Origin of the sequence: Yaniella sp., from assembly GCF_030453185.1 — a bacterium.
Lineage (GTDB): Bacteria > Actinomycetota > Actinomycetes > Actinomycetales > Micrococcaceae > Yaniella.
In genome coordinates, this window is sequence record NZ_JAKDKW010000006.1 from 37,266 (window position 1) to 54,300 (window position 17,035).

The 17,035-nt window shown below is 54.0% G+C and carries 16 protein-coding genes; 7 read left to right on the forward strand and 9 right to left on the reverse strand.

Annotated elements, in window-relative coordinates; all coding sequences use genetic code 11:
• Positions 1-62: 62 nt before the first annotated feature.
• Together L0H14_RS02040 and L0H14_RS02050 are read left to right on the forward strand one after the other, a co-directional pair.
• Positions 63-557: a DUF3099 domain-containing protein gene (locus L0H14_RS02040; protein WP_301417018.1), complete on the forward strand. Its 495-nt coding sequence runs from the start codon at positions 63-65 to the stop codon at positions 555-557.
• A gap of 248 nt (positions 558-805) precedes the next feature.
• Complete coding sequence (locus L0H14_RS02050; protein ID WP_301417016.1) at positions 806-1,708, forward strand: SURF1 family protein; 903 nt, start codon at positions 806-808, stop codon at positions 1,706-1,708.
• Between the two features lie 38 nt (positions 1,709-1,746).
• Here the strand turns inward: L0H14_RS02050 and L0H14_RS02055 are convergent, their stop codons facing one another.
• The 7 genes from L0H14_RS02055 to L0H14_RS02085 form a co-directional block, all read right to left on the reverse strand.
• Positions 1,747-3,345 (reverse strand): ABC-F family ATP-binding cassette domain-containing protein, encoded by a 1,599-nt coding sequence (locus tag L0H14_RS02055; protein WP_301417014.1) that lies wholly within the window; start codon positions 3,343-3,345, stop codon positions 1,747-1,749.
• A gap of 81 nt (positions 3,346-3,426) precedes the next feature.
• A complete protein-coding gene (locus L0H14_RS02060) occupies positions 3,427-4,110 on the reverse strand; it encodes a ribonuclease H (RefSeq protein ID WP_336621682.1) in 684 nt (227 codons plus the stop codon).
• 109 nt (positions 4,111-4,219) lie between these two features.
• Positions 4,220-4,546 (reverse strand): metal-sulfur cluster assembly factor, encoded by a 327-nt coding sequence (locus L0H14_RS02065; RefSeq protein WP_301417012.1) that lies wholly within the window; start codon positions 4,544-4,546, stop codon positions 4,220-4,222.
• A 44-nt stretch (positions 4,547-4,590) separates the two neighbouring features.
• A complete protein-coding gene (sufC, locus tag L0H14_RS02070) occupies positions 4,591-5,355 on the reverse strand; it encodes a Fe-S cluster assembly ATPase SufC (protein WP_301417010.1) in 765 nt (254 codons plus the stop codon).
• A 64-nt stretch (positions 5,356-5,419) separates the two neighbouring features.
• Positions 5,420-6,676: a Fe-S cluster assembly protein SufD gene (gene sufD, locus L0H14_RS02075; protein ID WP_301417008.1), complete on the reverse strand. Its 1,257-nt coding sequence runs from the start codon at positions 6,674-6,676 to the stop codon at positions 5,420-5,422.
• A 2-nt stretch (positions 6,677-6,678) separates the two neighbouring features.
• Positions 6,679-8,139: a Fe-S cluster assembly protein SufB gene (gene sufB / locus L0H14_RS02080; RefSeq protein ID WP_301417006.1), complete on the reverse strand. Its 1,461-nt coding sequence runs from the start codon at positions 8,137-8,139 to the stop codon at positions 6,679-6,681.
• Positions 8,140-8,227: 88 nt separating this feature from the next.
• Positions 8,228-8,977 carry a metalloregulator ArsR/SmtB family transcription factor gene (locus tag L0H14_RS02085; protein ID WP_301417004.1) on the reverse strand — a complete coding sequence of 250 codons (750 nt, stop codon included), beginning with the start codon at positions 8,975-8,977 and terminating at the stop codon, positions 8,228-8,230.
• Between the two features lie 192 nt (positions 8,978-9,169).
• On the opposite strand from L0H14_RS02085, the gene L0H14_RS02090 reads away from it, so the two are divergent.
• From L0H14_RS02090 to L0H14_RS02100, 3 genes are all read left to right on the forward strand, one after another.
• A complete protein-coding gene (locus L0H14_RS02090; RefSeq protein WP_301417002.1) occupies positions 9,170-10,099 on the forward strand; it encodes an ABC transporter ATP-binding protein in 930 nt (309 codons plus the stop codon).
• Positions 10,086-10,856 (forward strand): ABC transporter permease, encoded by a 771-nt coding sequence (locus tag L0H14_RS02095; protein ID WP_301417000.1) that lies wholly within the window; start codon positions 10,086-10,088, stop codon positions 10,854-10,856. Before L0H14_RS02090 ends, L0H14_RS02095 begins: the two co-directional genes overlap by 14 nt.
• A 61-nt stretch (positions 10,857-10,917) precedes the next feature.
• Positions 10,918-11,934: a heme A synthase gene (locus L0H14_RS02100; protein ID WP_301416998.1), complete on the forward strand. Its 1,017-nt coding sequence runs from the start codon at positions 10,918-10,920 to the stop codon at positions 11,932-11,934.
• Positions 11,935-12,024: 90 nt separating this feature from the next.
• Here L0H14_RS02100 and L0H14_RS02105 read toward each other — a convergent pair whose 3' ends face one another.
• The gene (locus L0H14_RS02105) at positions 12,025-12,561 is read right to left on the reverse strand and encodes a Cpe/LpqF family protein (protein WP_301416996.1); all 537 of its coding nucleotides are present in this window, start codon (positions 12,559-12,561) and stop codon (positions 12,025-12,027) included.
• Positions 12,562-12,563: 2 nt separating this feature from the next.
• Positions 12,564-13,556 carry a heme o synthase gene (locus L0H14_RS02110; RefSeq protein ID WP_301416994.1) on the reverse strand — a complete coding sequence of 331 codons (993 nt, stop codon included), beginning with the start codon at positions 13,554-13,556 and terminating at the stop codon, positions 12,564-12,566.
• Between the two features lie 160 nt (positions 13,557-13,716).
• Here L0H14_RS02110 and tkt point away from each other — a divergent pair, with 160 nt between their 5' ends.
• Both tkt and tal read left to right on the forward strand, forming a co-directional pair.
• A complete protein-coding gene (gene tkt / locus L0H14_RS02115; RefSeq protein ID WP_301421347.1) occupies positions 13,717-15,909 on the forward strand; it encodes a transketolase in 2,193 nt (730 codons plus the stop codon).
• 3 nt (positions 15,910-15,912) lie between these two features.
• On the forward strand, positions 15,913-17,035 hold a 1,123-nt coding region (gene tal, locus L0H14_RS02120; protein ID WP_301416990.1), incomplete at its 3' end, for a transaldolase.

Here is a 17,035-nt window from a genome sequence, read left to right on the forward strand (position 1 = left end):
ACCCCAAAAGTAACGAAAAATTCTGTGCCCATGAGACCACACGGTGCGAAAGGAGACTGTTTTTGGAAAATCTATCGAACACTTCCGATGCGCAGTCCCGACGGAATAGTGCACGGCGTCAGGACAAAAAAGAAAACGATCAGGTCTATCTCATAACTGGAGCTTCTGAATCTGTCGTCGCTGATGCCAAGCGCAAAAACCGCACCTACGCCATCACCATTGGTGTGCGTATCGCTTCCCTATTCGTAGTGCTAGCGACTGATGGGTGGGTCCAAATCGCTGTCTTTGTGACCGGCATGTTGGCACCTTGGATTGGAGTGCAGATTGCGAATAATATCCGCCAAGTGGATGGTCGATCGATAGAATCGGTCCCTCCGCAACAAGAAGCGCTGGAAGTTGCAAAAAAGCAGGCACATGATGGCGACGACACAGTGATCATTGGCGATTTCGTGGTCGAAGATCAGGGGCCAGCCACATCCACGCCTTCCGCGGAATCAGATGCCCAAGACGCCGATGTGGACCAGAATAAGAAGGACAATGATGACACAGGGTCCTGATCTACTCGGAAATCTTATGCAGACTGGTTCTGCCTCAACCGAACCGCAGGCGGCAGAATTACAATGCTCCCGCAAAGCGTGCAGCGCCGAGGCACTCTGGCAACTACTGTGGAATAATCCTAAAGTCCACACGCCAGAACGCCGTAAAATTTGGCTGGCTTGCGATAAGCACCGGCAATTTTTAGCTGACTTTCTATCATCCCGATCCTTCCTTCAAGAGATTCAACCGCTACCCAGGTGACATTTTCATGACTAACGAACACCCCTCAGCGTCTTCAACGAAGCCGAAATTGAATTTTCGGTTCTTGTTGTCTGGTGCCTGGATCGGTGGATTCGTCTTTTGTATCATCTTTGCGATCGCCACCGTATTCCTCGGCAACTGGCAGATGGATCGACGCATGGACAAGCTTGATGAGATTAACACTATCGTCGATAACTATGATCTCGAGCCAGTATCGTACGCTGAAGCTTCGCATTTATTCACTGGTTTTGACGAACAACAGAAGTGGACTCCCATTGTGGTCCGGGGTGAATATCTTGAAGAGGACACTCTGGTGGCACGTAACAGGCCTCGAGCGGGTCGCCCAGGATTTGAGGTCCTTGTACCGTTCGAGACTGACTCGGGCGACCGTATACTGGTGGACCGCGGTTGGTTACCCCTGGGCGCGGATGCATCTGCCCCAGAGGCCGTTCCTGCGCCGCCTGAGGGACAGGCGGAAATTATTATTCGGGCGATCCCCGGAGAGGTATCAGTGGATCGCGGTGCACCGGCGGGCCAAGTTGCTTCCATTCATCTGGCAGGCATTAGTGATCAATTGGGCTACGACATCGCTGATGATGCCTACGGGTTGATGGCTGCGGAATCTCCCGCGCCGGATGAGGCCCCCCAGCAGATGCCTGAACCGCAACGTGATGAAGGACCACACTTGTCGTATTCGATGCAGTGGTTCACCTTCGGTTTGATGTCGTTTGTGGTGTGGGGCTGGTTGGCCTACCAGAAGGCCGTGCGAAACCGTGAAGATGAGATGTACGGCGAACGCGAAGAAGATGGCTTTATCTCTGCGCATCGCGTTGAACGCGTTAAACCGGTGAAACGTCGTAAAGGTCAGATGACCGATGAAGAGATTGAGGACGCCATGCTGAATGGCTAAGGTATTACTCCTCCCGGCAAGGCCGAGACGGGGTTCAATTATGCGAGTTCTACAAGCTCGAGGTATTCGTCAGACCAAATATCCTCGTCGGCGTCCGGCAAAATCAGCACTCGATCTGGATCCAGTGCCTGCACTGCGCCGGCATCGTGGGTGACTAGAATAATGGCTCCCACGTAGCTGCGGATAGCTCCAAGAATCTCTTCGCGGGAGGCTGGATCCAGGTTGTTCGTGGGCTCGTCTAGCAATAGCACGTTTGCTCCGGATACCACCAGTGTGGCCAGAGCTAGTCGGGTCTTCTCGCCACCCGAGAGGACACTCGCTGATTTATATACATCGTCTCCGGAGAATAGGAACGAACCCAGTACAGTACGTGCCGAAGTGTCGTCAAGGTTGGGGGCTGCAGACATCATATTGTCTAAAACCGACTGATTGACATCCAAGGTCTCGTGTTCCTGGGCGTAGTAACCCAATTTAAGACCGTATCCGGGCTCGACGGCACCAGAATCAGGGTCATCCTGGCCCGCTAAAATTCTGAGTAGTGTGGTTTTTCCTGCACCGTTAAATCCAAGAATGACCACCCGTGAGCCCTGGTCAATGGCTAGGTCGACCCCGGTGAATACTTCGGTTGAGCCATAGGACTTCGAGAGTCCTGATGCAGTGAGCGGCACCTTACCGCACGGCGCGGGGTTGGGGAAACGTAAGTTAGCCACCTTTTCCTCAACGCGTTCATCAGCGAGTCCGGCAAGCAGACGGTCAGCACGTTTGGCCATGTTCTGCGCTGCGACCGCCTTAGTGGCTTTGGCCCGCATTTTGTCAGCTTGCAGGTGGAGCGCTGCCGCTTTCTTTTCAGCAGAAGCCCGTTCGCGACGTCGACGTCGTTCATCCACCTCACGTTGTTTCAGATACGCCCGGTAGCCCATGGAATAGATATCGATGACCTGGCGTGTGGCATCGAGGAAAAAGACAATGTTCACGACTTCGTCAATCAGGTCCAAGTCGTGCGAGATGATCATCAGACCACCTTCATAGGTTTTGAGATAATCTCGCAGCCATACGATGGAGTCTGCATCCAAGTGGTTCGTGGGCTCATCCAGAATCATAGTGTCGGGCTTTTCGAATAAAATACGCGCAAGTTCGACACGGCGCCGCTGACCACCCGACAACGTGTCGAGGGGGCGATCCATGATGGAGTTTTCTAACCCCAGGTTCGACGCAATCGAGGCTGCTTCAGCTTGTGCTGCGTATCCCCCGGCGGCCATAAATTCAGCTTCAGCGGCAGGATACCGACGCATGCCGCGTTCCATGAGTTTTGGATCGGTAGAACTCATTTCGGTTTCAGCCCGGCGCATACGGCGTGTTAGTTCGGCAAGTTGACGGGCTGAAAGGATTCGATCCCGCACGGTTTGGCTGAGGTCACCCGTACGCGGGTCCTGAGGCAAATAGCCCACTGTGCCGGAACGCATAACAGTACCGCTTGCGGGGATAAACTCATCCATGAGCACTTTTGTCAGTGTGGTTTTGCCGGCTCCGTTACGTCCCACAAGCCCGATTCGATCACCGGGATTAATGTGAAATGTAACGTCAGACAGAAGAGTTCTGGAGCCGACCACAACAGACAGCTGTTGTGCTGAAATCATGTATGTACTACCTCAAAAACAATTTAAACGGGGTGGGCCACCGATCACTTTAGGCGACGTTGGGTGCTTTAGCGATTCTGTTCACTCATCGGTGGTGTATTCAGCATCCATGCCGGCTTGAATCAAGCGGGCTAATTCTTCGTGCGGTGTTGCACCGCGTTGTTGAGCACGTTGGACGATCTTGTCAGCGAGTTCTTTGTCGAGGGGCGTATGCACAGTGACGGTGCCCTGGGGTTTGAGTTCAGGTGCGGGCATGCTGGCTGACGGAGGCGCCTCAGAGTCTGAGTTGTTGAGATTGAAGCCTGGCCCCGTGGCGACTGATGTACCACTTTGAAAAGCTTTTGCTGCAGCATTTGCACGAGTGTCCGCCGCCTCGTTGAGCGGGTGACCCGAGTGGCCTCGAACCCATTCGAATGTGATGGTTCTGCCGGCGGCTTTGGCAGCCGTCATGAGCTCATCAAGCTGGATCATGAGGTCCTGATTATTGACGGGCTTACCGTCGGATTTCTTCCATCCTTTGCGCTTCCACCCGGGCATCCACTTGGTAATGGAATTGATGGCGTACTGGGAGTCCGCGAGGATGCTGGCGTCGTGTGTTGTGTCCTTGGTGGCTTCGAGGAATTCGATAATACCGGAGAGCTCTCCGCGGTTGTTGGTGGAGTTTTCCCATCCACCTGCGGCCCAGTTGGAATCGTCGATGTACCAGGCCCAGCCTGCAGGTCCTGGGTTGCCGAGTGCGGAGCCGTCTACTCCAACTGTGAGCATGCTTGTTCCTCCAAGTGCGGTGATGGGTCGTTTCTAGTGTAGGGGGTTAAACGAAAGACCGGCCGCAAACCAAAGGTGGTTTGCGGCCGGTCCTGTTAAACCGTTGAGTTTAGATGTTGAACCCGAGGGCGCGCATTTGTTCGCGTCCGTCTTCGGTGATCTTTTCAGGACCCCAAGGTGGCATCCAAACCCAGTTGAGGCGCCATTCATCGACCATGGTCTCAACTGCACGGCCAACCTGGTCCTCGATCACATCGGTGAGCGGGCAGGCAGCTGTGGTGAGTGTCATGTCCACGATGAGTGCGCCGTCTTCGGCGTAGTTCAAACCGTAGAGGAGGCCTAGGTCAACGATATTAATACCCAATTCTGGGTCAATAACATCTTTGAGGGCTTCCTCAATGTCTTCAAGCGGTGTTTGTGCAACAGTTTCGGTCATGGTACCTCCTGATCCGTCTGCTTGGCACGTTATCAGAAAAAGACTTAGGCAGGTGCTTCGGTCTTCTCGTAGTTGACGTAGCCTTCATCTTCGAGGCGATCGGCCAGTTCTTCGTCACCGGAGTCAACGATCTTACCGTCGACGAATACGTGCACGAAGTCTGGCTTGATGTAGCGCAAGATGCGTGTGTAGTGAGTGATGAGCATGGAGCCCATGTCGTTGTTTTCCTGTGCCCGGTTGACGCCAGCGGACACAACGCGCAGGGCGTCAATGTCTAGACCGGAGTCGGTTTCGTCCAGAATGGCGAATTTTGGTTTGAAGAGCTCGAGCTGCAGGATCTCTGCGCGCTTCTTCTCGCCACCGGAGAATCCCTCATTCACATTACGAGTAGCGAATGCGGTTTCCATTTCCAGGTTGTCCATGGCGGTGCGAACGTCTTTGGTCCAGGTGCGAATGGCTGGAGCTTCGCCGTCTAGAGCAGTCTTAGCAGTACGCAGGAAGTTGGACATCGAAACGCCTGGTACTTCCACCGGGTACTGCATGGCCAGGAAGAGGCCTGCTTGTGCGCGTTCGTCGACTTCCATTTCCAGAACGTCTTCGCCGTCTAGCAGGATTTCACCGCTGGTGACGGTGTAGGACGGGTGTCCTGCAATGGCCTGGGCCAGGGTGGATTTGCCGGACCCGTTCGGGCCCATGAGGGCGTGAGTTTCGCCGGACTTGATGGTCAGGCTGACACCTTTGAGGATCTCTTTGTCGCCCTGATCGGTCTCAATGCTGACGTGCAGATCTTTGATCTCAAGTGTTGACATTGTTGTCTAAGTCTCCTTGTTGCCCGAGTGGTACGGGACTTTGAATAATGGCTACAGGTGGGGTTTAGAGCTCGAGGTCGGCGATTTCTTCTTCCATGACCTCGGTCACGGCAGCTTCGACGTCCTCTATGCCAATCTTTTGGATGATTTCGTTGAGGAAACCACGCACGATCAGCTTGCGAGCTAGCGGCTCTGGGATACCCCGAGCCATCAGGTAGAACAGTTGTTGTTCATCAAAGCGTCCAACAGAGGAAGCGTGTCCTCCTGAATCAATGATTCCGGTTTCGATTTCCAGGTTTGGAATCGAATCCGCCTGAGCACCTTCGGACAACAAGAGGTTCTCGTTCTTCTCGAAAGAGTTCGTGCCCGACGTGTTGCCACGAATGAGGACATCTCCAACCCATACCGAACGAGCACCCTTGCCCTGGAGTGCGCCCTTGTACAGAGCGTCGGAGGTGCAGTTGTTGGTCGAGTGGTCGATGAAGATGCGGTGTTCCATGTGCTGTCCGGCATCTGCGAAGTACAGGCCGTACATGTTGGTGGTGGCGCCTTCACCAGCAAACCGAGTGATCGGTGTGAGGCGAACGAGCGAACCACCGTAGGTAATGACCACATGTTTGAATGTGGAGTCTTTGCCTAACGATGCCTGTTGTGAACCAACGTGTACTGTCTCGTCGTCCCATGCCTGGATCGAGGTGACATTTGCAGTGGCACCCTCGCCGATGGCAAATTCCATGTTTTGGGAAACAACGGCTTTGCCGGTTTGGTTGACGACCAGGTTGACCTTGCTGTTTGCTCCGATGGCAACGTGAATGTGTTGCGCGGCTGGGTCAGTTGAGTTGCCCTCCACGGAAATCTTGACGGGCTCTTCGATGTTAACGTTGTCAGCAATGGTGACGACGGTGGCTTCGCTGAATGAGTTCCAGGCAACAGCAGATGTGCGGTCGTCTGGGACCATGAAGGAACCAAGACGCTGATCGTCACGGCCGACGGTTTCGATGGAGACACCGTCTTGGTCGGTCACGGTTACCGCTGGTGCTGCACCGGTGAGAAGGTTGTCATCACCTTCAGGTAGGTGCAGGTTTGCCAGGCGGTGTAGCGGAGTGAAGCGCCAGTCTTCCTCTTCACCCGTTAGGACAGGAAAGTCGGCAAGATCAAAGCTGGTCTTACGATCCGCGCGTGAGGTACCAAACTTGGTCTCTTCATCTTCGGCAGGCTGGGTTTCGGCCTGCTGAACGACGAGTTTTTCGCCCTCTTCACCCATACCCGGGATGAGTAGGTCTGGTCCCTCGTCGAGTGTAGTTGCGTCAGTGTTGGCCACGCTTAGCCCACCGATCCTTCCATTTGCAGTTCAATAAGTTTGTTCAGTTCCAGTGCGTATTCCATTGGCAGGTGACGTGAAATAGGTTCAACGAACCCACGCACGATCATGGCCATCGCTTCTTCTTCTGAAAGGCCACGGCTCATCAGGTAGAACAGCTGCATTTCAGAGACCTTGGAAACAGTCGCTTCGTGACCCAGCGTGACATCGTCTTCACGAATGTCGATGTATGGGTAGGTGTCGGTACGCGAGATGGTATCTACCAGCAAGGCGTCACACTCGGTGTTGTTCGTTGAGCCCTTGGCGCCTTCGGTGATTTGGACCAGTCCACGGTATGCGGAGCGGCCACCACCACGGGCTACGGACTTGGAAATAATATTCGACTTGGTGTTCGGAGCCAGGTGTACCATCTTGGAACCTGTGTCCTGGTACTGGCCTTTGCCCGCGAATGCCATGGTCAAGGTTTCACCCTGGGCATGCTCACCGGTCAAGTAGACAGCTGGGTACTTCATGGTGACTTTCGAACCGATGTTGCCATCGACCCACTCCATGGTTCCGCCTTCTTCAACGACAGCACGCTTGGTGACAAGGTTGTAGACGTTAGTGGACCAGTTCTGGATGGTGGTGTACCGAACGCGAGCATCCTTCTTCACGATGATCTCAACGACGGCGGAGTGCAGCGAGTCGGTCTGATAGATCGGTGCTGTACAACCTTCTACGTAGTGCACGTAGGAGCCCTCATCAGCAATGATCAGGGTGCGTTCAAACTGACCCATGTTTTCGGTGTTAATGCGGAAGTATGCCTGCAGCGGGATCTCGACGTGTACACCCTTGGGAACGTAGACGTAGGAGCCACCCGACCATACGGCGGTGTTCAATGCGGAGAATTTGTTGTCACCAACGGGGATGACGGAACCGAAGTACTCACGAAACATCTCTTCGTGTTCCTTGAGTCCGGTGTCGGTATCCAAAAAGACGACACCCTGGCGTTCCAGTTCATCGTTAATCTGGTGGTAGACAACCTCAGACTCGTACTGTGCCGCAACACCGGCAACCAGGCGCTCACGCTCAGCTTCTGGAATGCCAAGACGCTCGTAGGTTTCGAGGATGTCTGCTGGCAGATCTTCCCAGCTGGTCGCCTGACGTTCGGTCGAGCGAACGAAGTACTTGATGCGGTCAAAGTGAATACCTGAGAGGTCTGCACCCCAGGTTGGCATCGGTTTACGATCGAAGTACCGCAGACCCTTGAGACGGGTCTTCAGCATCCACTCTGGCTCGTCTTTCAGCGACGAAATATTGCGCACAACGTCTTCGTTAATGCCGCGTTGTGCGTTCTCGCCGGCTTGGTCCGGGTCATGCCAACCGAATTCGTATGCACCGATGCCTTCCAGCTCTGGGTTTGCATCCAGAACGTCTTGGATCACACCGGGATCGGCGGTTTCTTGACTGATTTGATCCGTCATTATCAACCTCTTTTATAAACGGGGCGTGGTTTGTGCCCATCGAGTTCCATTGGGCTGGAGTTTCTCGATGAATATTTTTTGTAGTTGGCTAGTTCTTTGATCCGCTTGCTGCGATTAGTGATGCGTGCGCAGCCCGTCCCAATGGTACGTGGGTGTTGCACACGTGGCCACCGGTGGGCATCGTCGACAGTCGCCGGACGTCTACTTGTAGTAAACGCGCAAATAGGTCAGTTTCTTCCTCACAGAATTGTGGAAACTCTCCGGCAAGCTCTTGGATCGGGCAGTGTCCCTGGCAAATCTGTGCTGCACGCAGTGTCGTTACCTTGGCTGCGCGCCCAGCGCGACGTGTCGTCGCTGCGAAACCCAAGCCGGCAAGCACAGTCGTTAACGTTTGAATTCGATCATTCAACATCGCATCTTCTGGAAGCTGCTTATGAAAACGTGTTTCAATATCTGCGAAATATTTACGGGCAAATCCGCGGAGCGCTTCTTGCCCACCAAGCTCTACGAGTGCAGACATGGCTTCGCTGGCAACATCCAGATAATCATCACCGAGCTCTACCTGGCCCTGATGGGTGACGACATAACGACGCGATGGACGACCTGCTCCACGCTGTGATCCCGAGACAGCCTTGACTTCCACAAGACCTTCTTCTTCTAGGGTGTCGAGGTGGCGGCGTACAGCAGCGGCAGTCAAGTCAAGTTCTTTACCAATGGTCGCTGCGCTCACCGGTCCCTGGGATAGGACGGCGTGCATGACCTTTTGACGGGTCGTGTGTGATGATCCGTTGCCGGTAGTGGGGCTGTCCGATGGGGCGTCTGCGAAATTAGTAACCATTGTGTGTCCTAATTATAGACGAGATCCTGAGTTTGGCCACCCGCCGAGTCGGATTACTGGCTATGGACGATGTGATTTTGCTGACGGCCAATCTCAGACGAGGCAGTCTGGCCATCAGGGTGCAGATGTGTGGCTAGACTAAAGGCCGTGTTTACAGTCATTATTTGCTCGAGCTTTGTGAGTTCATAGTTCATGCTGTCGTTAACGAATGTTCATCGCGATGTCCCGGCACGTGCCGGTCGTTTTCAGATCCTCAAGGGTGTGAGCTTTGATGCCAAGGCCGGAGAAGTCACGGCGTTATTGGGCCCCAACGGTGCCGGTAAAACGACCACCCTGTCGATTGCCCAAGGTATTGACAAAGCAAGCTCTGGAAGTGTGAAACTCTTAGGCGTTGACCCCTTTCGAGCCAATGCTGGACTGCGGAGCCAAGTGGGCGTCATGCTGCAAGAGGGTGGCCTTCCCATGGCTGTGACAGGTGAGCGCCTACTCTTCCATCTCGCCAGGCTGTATCAAGCTCCGGCTAATATCAGTGCCTTGATGGATCGGCTACAGATCCGTGAGTTCAAGGACCGTCAGATCCGCAGGCTCTCAGGTGGCCAACGCCAACGTCTGGGGATGGCAGCAGCCCTGGTAGGACGGCCGCGCGTCGTTTTCCTTGATGAACCGTCAGCTGGTCTAGACCCGGTATCACGCTTGATTGTCTTTGAACTCATCGAAGAACTCAAAGCTGCCGGAGTGTGCATCATTTTGACGACGCACCTGCTTGAAGACGCCCAACGATTAGCTGATCACGTCGTCCTCATTCGCGAAGGTCGTGTTGAGGCAGCCGGGAGCGTCGAAGAGTTGACTGCCACCGACCTTCGTCCGCCATTTACGTTCCGACTTTCTCGTGCGCTTACTGAACAACAGCGGGCAGATTTTCCTTCGCATTTGACGCTGGTGGAAGATACCTCGTCTTCGCAGCCTGCTGTCTGGCGTGTCAACGGAATACATGGACCTGCAGATCTGCATGCGGTGACCGCATGGTGGCTGCGTCACGACCTGATGCCCTCCGATATGGGACTGTCCGGCAAATCCCTCGAGGATGTTTTTTGGGAGCTGACTACGCATGACAAAGCTTGATCTCACACCGGTCGAAGAACCGCATTCTTCTACTCTATTATCCAAGGTCATAGCGCAAGGACGCTACGAAACGCGTATCACCATGACCAATGGTGAACAGCTGCTCGTGTCAATCATTTTGCCACTATTGGCACTGACCGGTCTGTTCGTCACAGGGCTTTTCGACACCGTCGAGGGCCCTTCAACCATCGACATTGCGACTCCGGGGATTTTAGCGCTATCTGTGTTGTCCTCTGGTCTGACGGGCCAGGGCATTGCCACCGGCTTTGATCGTCGTTATGGGGTCTTGCAATATTTGGCAACCACTCCCCTAGGACCGATCGGCCTCTTGTTAGGCAAAGTTGTCGCCGTCCTGATGGTGCAGGTGACTCAAGTGATCGTGCTTGGCGCCGTCGCGTTATTGATGGGATGGTCACCGAACCTTGCGGGTCTAGGGACCGCTGCACTGTTCATCGTGCTAGGAGCCTTAACCTTTACAGGGCTTGGACTCTTTATTGCCGGAACCGTGCGTCCTGAGGCAACGCTTGCGCTGACAAACCTCTTGTGGGTCATTCTTGGGGCGATAGGCGGAGTAGTCTTTCCGGTAGCTGATTTCGCGGGCAGCGTTGTGATTGACTATCTGCCCTCTGCAGCACTTGGAAATGGGCTGAGATCTGCGCTAATAGATGGAAGTTTTGACGGCGCCGCATTTGTCATCTTGACTCTTTGGGGAATCATTTTAAGCGTGGGCACTATACGCTGGTTTAAATGGCGCTAATACACCGCCCCGTCATGGATGCTCACTCTGCATCTGACAATTCAATTAGAGGATAATTTTCATGACAACTACAGGCGACCAGACGATTCGTCGGTGGTCCGATGTTCTGATGCCTCGCACCTTCACGCTGTGGACCATGGTGCTGGCTGTAGCATCAGTCATATCACAGGCCGGGATCATTGTAACCGGCGGGGCAGTTCGGCTAACTGCCTCTGGACTGGGCTGCTCCGAATGGCCTCGCTGTACACCAGACTCATATGTCACCACCCCTGAGATGGGCATTAACGGAGCCATCGAATTTGGAAACCGTCTATTGACCTTCATCCTCGCTGCAATCGCCGTGCTGACTATTCTTGCTCTCTGGCGACTCCGCAAGACACACGGCAAGCTCTTCGGAATGTCACTTTTTCTCATGCTTGTTATTCCTGCACAAGCGGTCATCGGCGGTATAACAGTCTGGACGGATCTCAATCCATGGGTTGTTATGCTGCACTTTTTGGTTTCAGCCCTGATGGTCTCGATTGCAACATTGCTTGCTTACCGTATTGGTGCTGAACGTCGTGCACGACTGACAAACACCCCTGCGCTCAAAATCCAGGACGGGGCAACGACGTCTTTGACTCGTAGTTCCTCTATCGTCCTTTATATCGCCGGCTGGTTCACGTTGGTCATGGGTACCATTGTCACTGGCTCTGGTCCGCACGGAGGAGACCCGACTGCTCCTCGTCATGATTTCGACCAATTGTTGGTGACTCGCCTGCACGCTGCACCGGTGTATCTGATGGTTGCGCTGACGGTCGTGTTGCTGGTCGTCATGTATCGAATCCAGACCTCAGCGCGTCAACGTCGAGCAGTATGGACATTGACGGCTGTCTTGATTTTCCAGGGTCTGGTCGGCTTCTACCAGCATCTCAACGATCTGCCCATTGGGGCTGTATGGCTGCATATGTTCGGTATTGGTCTCGTGACCTGGGCAATGACCGTCGTTATGGACGTGTTCAATTCCAAGTATGAAACCCGTCCAACACAACACGAACTTGCTCCAGACGACGGACAAGAGGCATTAACGCCTGCCTAGTCCTGGTTTTGCTACCACACACAAAAGAACCGCCATCCTGAAAATCGAAAATCAGGGTGGCGGTTCTTTGCTGCTTAGACGGCCGAAAAACTACTGACCTAGCCCCTCGCCGGGAACTGAGTCTTCGTCGTCACTGGAGGAACTATCCTCCTGGTTTGCATCCGTCACAACTTCCTCATACCAGAGATCCGAAATGAGACCGGTGTCGTCTACCTTCACGTGCAGGTCTAGCGGTGCGGAGGTGAGATCGGGAGTCAGCCGGGTAACGCCATAGTTCTCTTCTGGCTCGGTGTATTCAGCCGGGACGAATGGCAATGACGGTCGGAGATCAGCATTGAGCGTGCCCACCAGAGAATCCACGGGTATCTCATCACTCATTTCTGGAGAAACGCGTGGGTACCAGTCCTGCTTATTGATGGAGCGGGTGCCATTGATTTCATCGACAACCCACTTGGACATATTGCCCGCATCGGTGTCGGGGAAACTAATTTCCGCGACGTGAGTTGGTGCAGAGCCACGATCGGGTAATGTGTCAGCGGTTTCCGGATCCGCAACACAGCCGGTCAGAGACAGTGTGACCGCGGTCAATGCAGTGAGAAGTATGGTGCGTGTTTTTGGTATTTGCATAATTAAGGTGCTGTAACCATGTCACCCATTAGCGGTGCGCCGACGAAAGGATCAACGGCCAGCGCAACAAAGATCAGGGTGAGGTAAGTAATCGAAAGGTGGAAGACTCGCATTGCCTTCTTGTCGGTGAAATCCGGACGTTGCGAGTCGCGGTAGAGCTTGTGTGCCTCATAAATGAACCAGCCACCTGACACTGCAGCGGTAGCGGTGTAGACGATGCCAGCCCATCCCATTGGGACCAGCAGCAGTGAGAAAATCACCGTCGCCCAGGTATACAGCACGACCTGTGAAGAAACACGACGTGAAGTGGCGATAGCGCCCAACATTGGTACATCAACTTCTTGATAGTCCTCTTTATACTTCAGCGACAATGGCCAGTAGTGCGGCGGAGTCCACAAGAAGATGACCACGAAGAGGACGACTGCGGGCCATTCGATGGTCCCACGGACTGCCGCCCAGGCAATCAACACTGGAAATGCCCCTGCAAGTCCGCCCCAGATAATGTTTTGTTGGGTGCGTCGTTTCAAGATCAATGAATAAATGACTACATAGAAGAAGATGGCGGCAATACCAAAGGCCGTTGCCAACCAGTTCGTGCCGACTGCCAGTAAACCAATGGCTGCGACCGTCAGCACCCAGGAGAATATCAAAGCCTCACGAGGAGTGACTTCGCCGGTAACCAGCGGACGGTTTTTTGTCCGCTCCATGTGTTGATCGATGTCACGATCGATATAACAGTTAAATGAGCTCGAGGCGCCAGCAGCAAGAGCTCCGCCCAGCATGGTCGCAAACACTGTCCAAAGTTCTGGCCAGCCACGTTCTGCGAGAATCATGGTCGGTAGCGTGGTGACCAGCAATAATTCCATGACGCGGGGCTTGGTCAGCGAAAGATATGCTTTCGCCTTGCGTCGAAATCCGATCTTCTGTCGAGTCGACTCCGTAGCAGTGGCGGGCGTAATACCCTGAGTGGCGGCGGACTCTAACGATGTTGACATCAATACTCTCGAGTTCTAAGTAACAAGTAAGTAAATCTTTGGACGCCGAAACATGTCGGCGCTCCCCTATATAGTGTAGCTGTTGTGTATTGCCTTGCGTGCAAATCTTGGCGTATGGAAGCGTTTGCCCGGTAAGCTTAGAATGGGTCTCTGCAACAACATGGTTGAAGAACTCAAACTCAGCTACCTTTCAGGAAGGCAATACGTGGCCCCCACCGCTTCAAACCCAGCCGATTCGACTTTTGCACTCAACCGCCACCTTCCAGCTCGTCAGTATGTGTACTCTGACCAGGACCAACGGGTGGTAGATACGCTGCGAGTCCTAGCCGCAGACGCGGTCGAAAAAGTTGGTTCAGGACATCCCGGTACCGCATTTTCGCTATCGCCTGTTGCGTGGCAACTGTTTCAGAATGTCATGCACTTTGATCCGGCTGATCAGCACTGGCAGGGACGCGACCGCTTCGTACTCTCCCCTGGCCACACGTCCCTAACGCTGTACCTACAGTTGTTTGCCGCCGGAGCCGGCTTAGAGATAGAAGATCTTCAAGCGCTCCGCACCTGGGGTTCGAAAACACCGGGACATCCTGAGTACGGCGATACTGACCACGTAGAGATCACCACCGGACCTCTTGGGCAAGGCTTGGCCTCAGCGGTCGGGTTTGCCTATGATCAGCGCAGAATCCGCGGCCTTATGGACCCTGACGCTGCTCCAGGTACCTCTCCATTTGACCACCACGTGTACGTGATCGCCTCAGACGGTGATTTACAGGAAGGTGTCACTTCCGAAGCGTCTTCTCTTGCCGGAACCCAAGAACTTGGCAACCTGATTGTTATTTGGGACGACAATAAGATCTCTATCGAAGATGACACCGATATTGCTTTCAACGAAAACGTGGAACAGCGTTATGAAGCGTATGGCTGGCACGTCCAACGGATTGACTGGCTACAGACCGGTGACTATGTCGAAGACACCAAAGCCCTCTATGAAGCGATCGCCAACGCCAAGCAGGAGACAGATAAACCGTCCCTGATTTCACTCCGCACGATTATCGGCTGGCCATCACCAAAGAAGCAGAATACCGGTGGCATTCACGGTGCCAAACTTGGCACAGAGGAACTCGCGGGTTTGAAAGATGTATTGGGATTCAATACCGACGAACACTTCGTGATGGACGAGGACCTTCTGACACACTCTCGCAGTGTTGGAGAGCGCTCCGCAGAGTACCGCAAGACTTGGGACCAGGCATACCAGTCCTGGCGTGCTGACAATCCAGAGCGGGCAAAACTCTATGACCGCCTAGTCGCTCAGGAACTTCCCGAAACCTTCGATGATGCCTTCCCAACCTTTGACCCAGCAGACGGCAACATGGCAACGCGTGCGGCGTCCGGTAAAGTCTTGAGCGGTCTGGCGGATGTTATGCCCGAACTCTGGGGTGGCTCCGCAGACCTCGCTGGTTCGAATAATACGACGATGGCGGGCGAACCTTCTTTCCTTCCGGTTGATCGTCAAACAACCTCTTGGTCGGGCCATCCATACGGCCGCACCTTGCATTTTGGTATTCGCGAACATGCTTCGGGGTCAATCATTAATGGCATCACCCTGGGCGGGATGACTCGTGGCTACGCCGGAACCTTCCTTATTTTCTCGGACTACATGCGTCCTGCGGTACGACTGTCTGCGCTAATGGGTGTGCCGTCGATCTTCGTATGGACACACGATTCGATTGGTCTTGGCGAAGATGGGCCGACGCACCAGCCGGTGGAACATTTGGCCGCTTTGCGGGCCATCCCAAATCTCGATGTCGTACGTCCAGCCGATGCCAACGAGGTTTCGGTCGCTTGGAAGACCATCTTGTCCCAGCGCCAACGCCCTTCAGGACTTATCCTGTCTCGTCAAGGTCTACCGATCTTTGACCGGAACAAGGAAGCATTCCGTTCCGCCGATGGTGCTGCACGCGGAGCTTACACTCTCGTCGAAGCCACAATCGATTCTGGGGAAACTACCCCTGAAGTCGTGCTGATCGGTACCGGATCAGAAGTACAGCTCGCTGTCGATGCTCGTGAAACACTGCAAAGCAAAGGTATTCCGACGCGTGTGGTTTCTGCGCCCTCCTTGGAATGGTTTGATGCCCAGGATGAGTCCTACCGTAACGAGGTGCTCCCCGCCGGTGTCCTCACTGTCTCCATTGAAGCTGGCGTGGAACAGGGGTGGCAAAAGTACACCGGTGGTGACGGCCATTCAGTATCGCTTGAGCACTTCGGTGCATCCGCCGACTACCAGACATTGTTCACACAGTTCGGTATTACCGCCGACGCACTGGTAACAAAAGTCCAAAGCCTCTACAACGCCTAAGGATTGTTTGTGACACAAAACCAAAACACTAAAGCGCTGCACGATGCTGGCGTCTCGCTGTGGTTAGATGACCTCTCTCGCGATCGCATCGACTCTGGCGACCTGCAGAATCTGATCGGTACAAAAACAATCACCGGTGTGACAACCAATCCGGCGATATTCGGTAAAGCACTCACCACTGGTGACGCCTATACCCATCAGCTGTCGAAACTCGCTGCTTCAGGTGCGGATGCGCAATCCGCCGTCGTCGAAATGACTACCGACGATGTTCGAGCAGCCTGCGACATTCTGGCGCCCATTTATAGAGCTAGTAACGGGTATGACGGCCGCGTATCGATCGAGGTGGATCCTCGTTTAGCGAAGGACACTGACCGATCCGTGGCCCAAGCGATCGAATTGGCCAATACCGTTGACCGGGAAAACGTCATGATCAAGATCCCAGGAACCGTGGAAGGGCTTCCTGCGATTTCGAAGGTACTGACCGAAGGCATCAGTGTAAACGTCACGCTGATATTCTCACTCACCCGTTATAGAGAAGTCGTGAACGCTTGGTTAACCGGGCTAGAAGGTGCTCGCACCAACGGTCATGATCTCTCCAAGATTCACTCGGTGGCAAGTTTCTTCGTCTCCCGCGTTGATTCTGAAATTGACGCGCAGCTTGAAGCACTGGATATCCCTGCCCAGGATGTCATGCAGCTGCGGGGAAGAGCCGGAATAGGCAATGCGCGTCTGGCCTACCGGGTCTTCGAGCAGATGCAAGATACTGAACGATGGCGTCTCTTAGAATCAGCAGGCGCTCGACTGCAGCGTCCTTTATGGGCTTCGACCGGAACAAAAAATCCGGAGTATTCTGATGTGCGCTACGTCAATGGTCTAGTGGGCGACTACACCGTGAATACGCTGCCGGAAGACACTTTGGATGCCGTCGCTGACCACGGCGAAATTACGGAAAGTCGCATCCCTGACAACTATGCTATGGACGACGATCATCTCGACGATTTGGCAAGAGCGGGTATTGATTATCATCAAGTCGTGGCCAAGCTTGAAGACGAGGGGCTCGAGAAGTTTGTCGATGCCTGGAATCAGTTGCTAGGTAAGATCCAACAGCAGCTGGACGCGCAAGCCT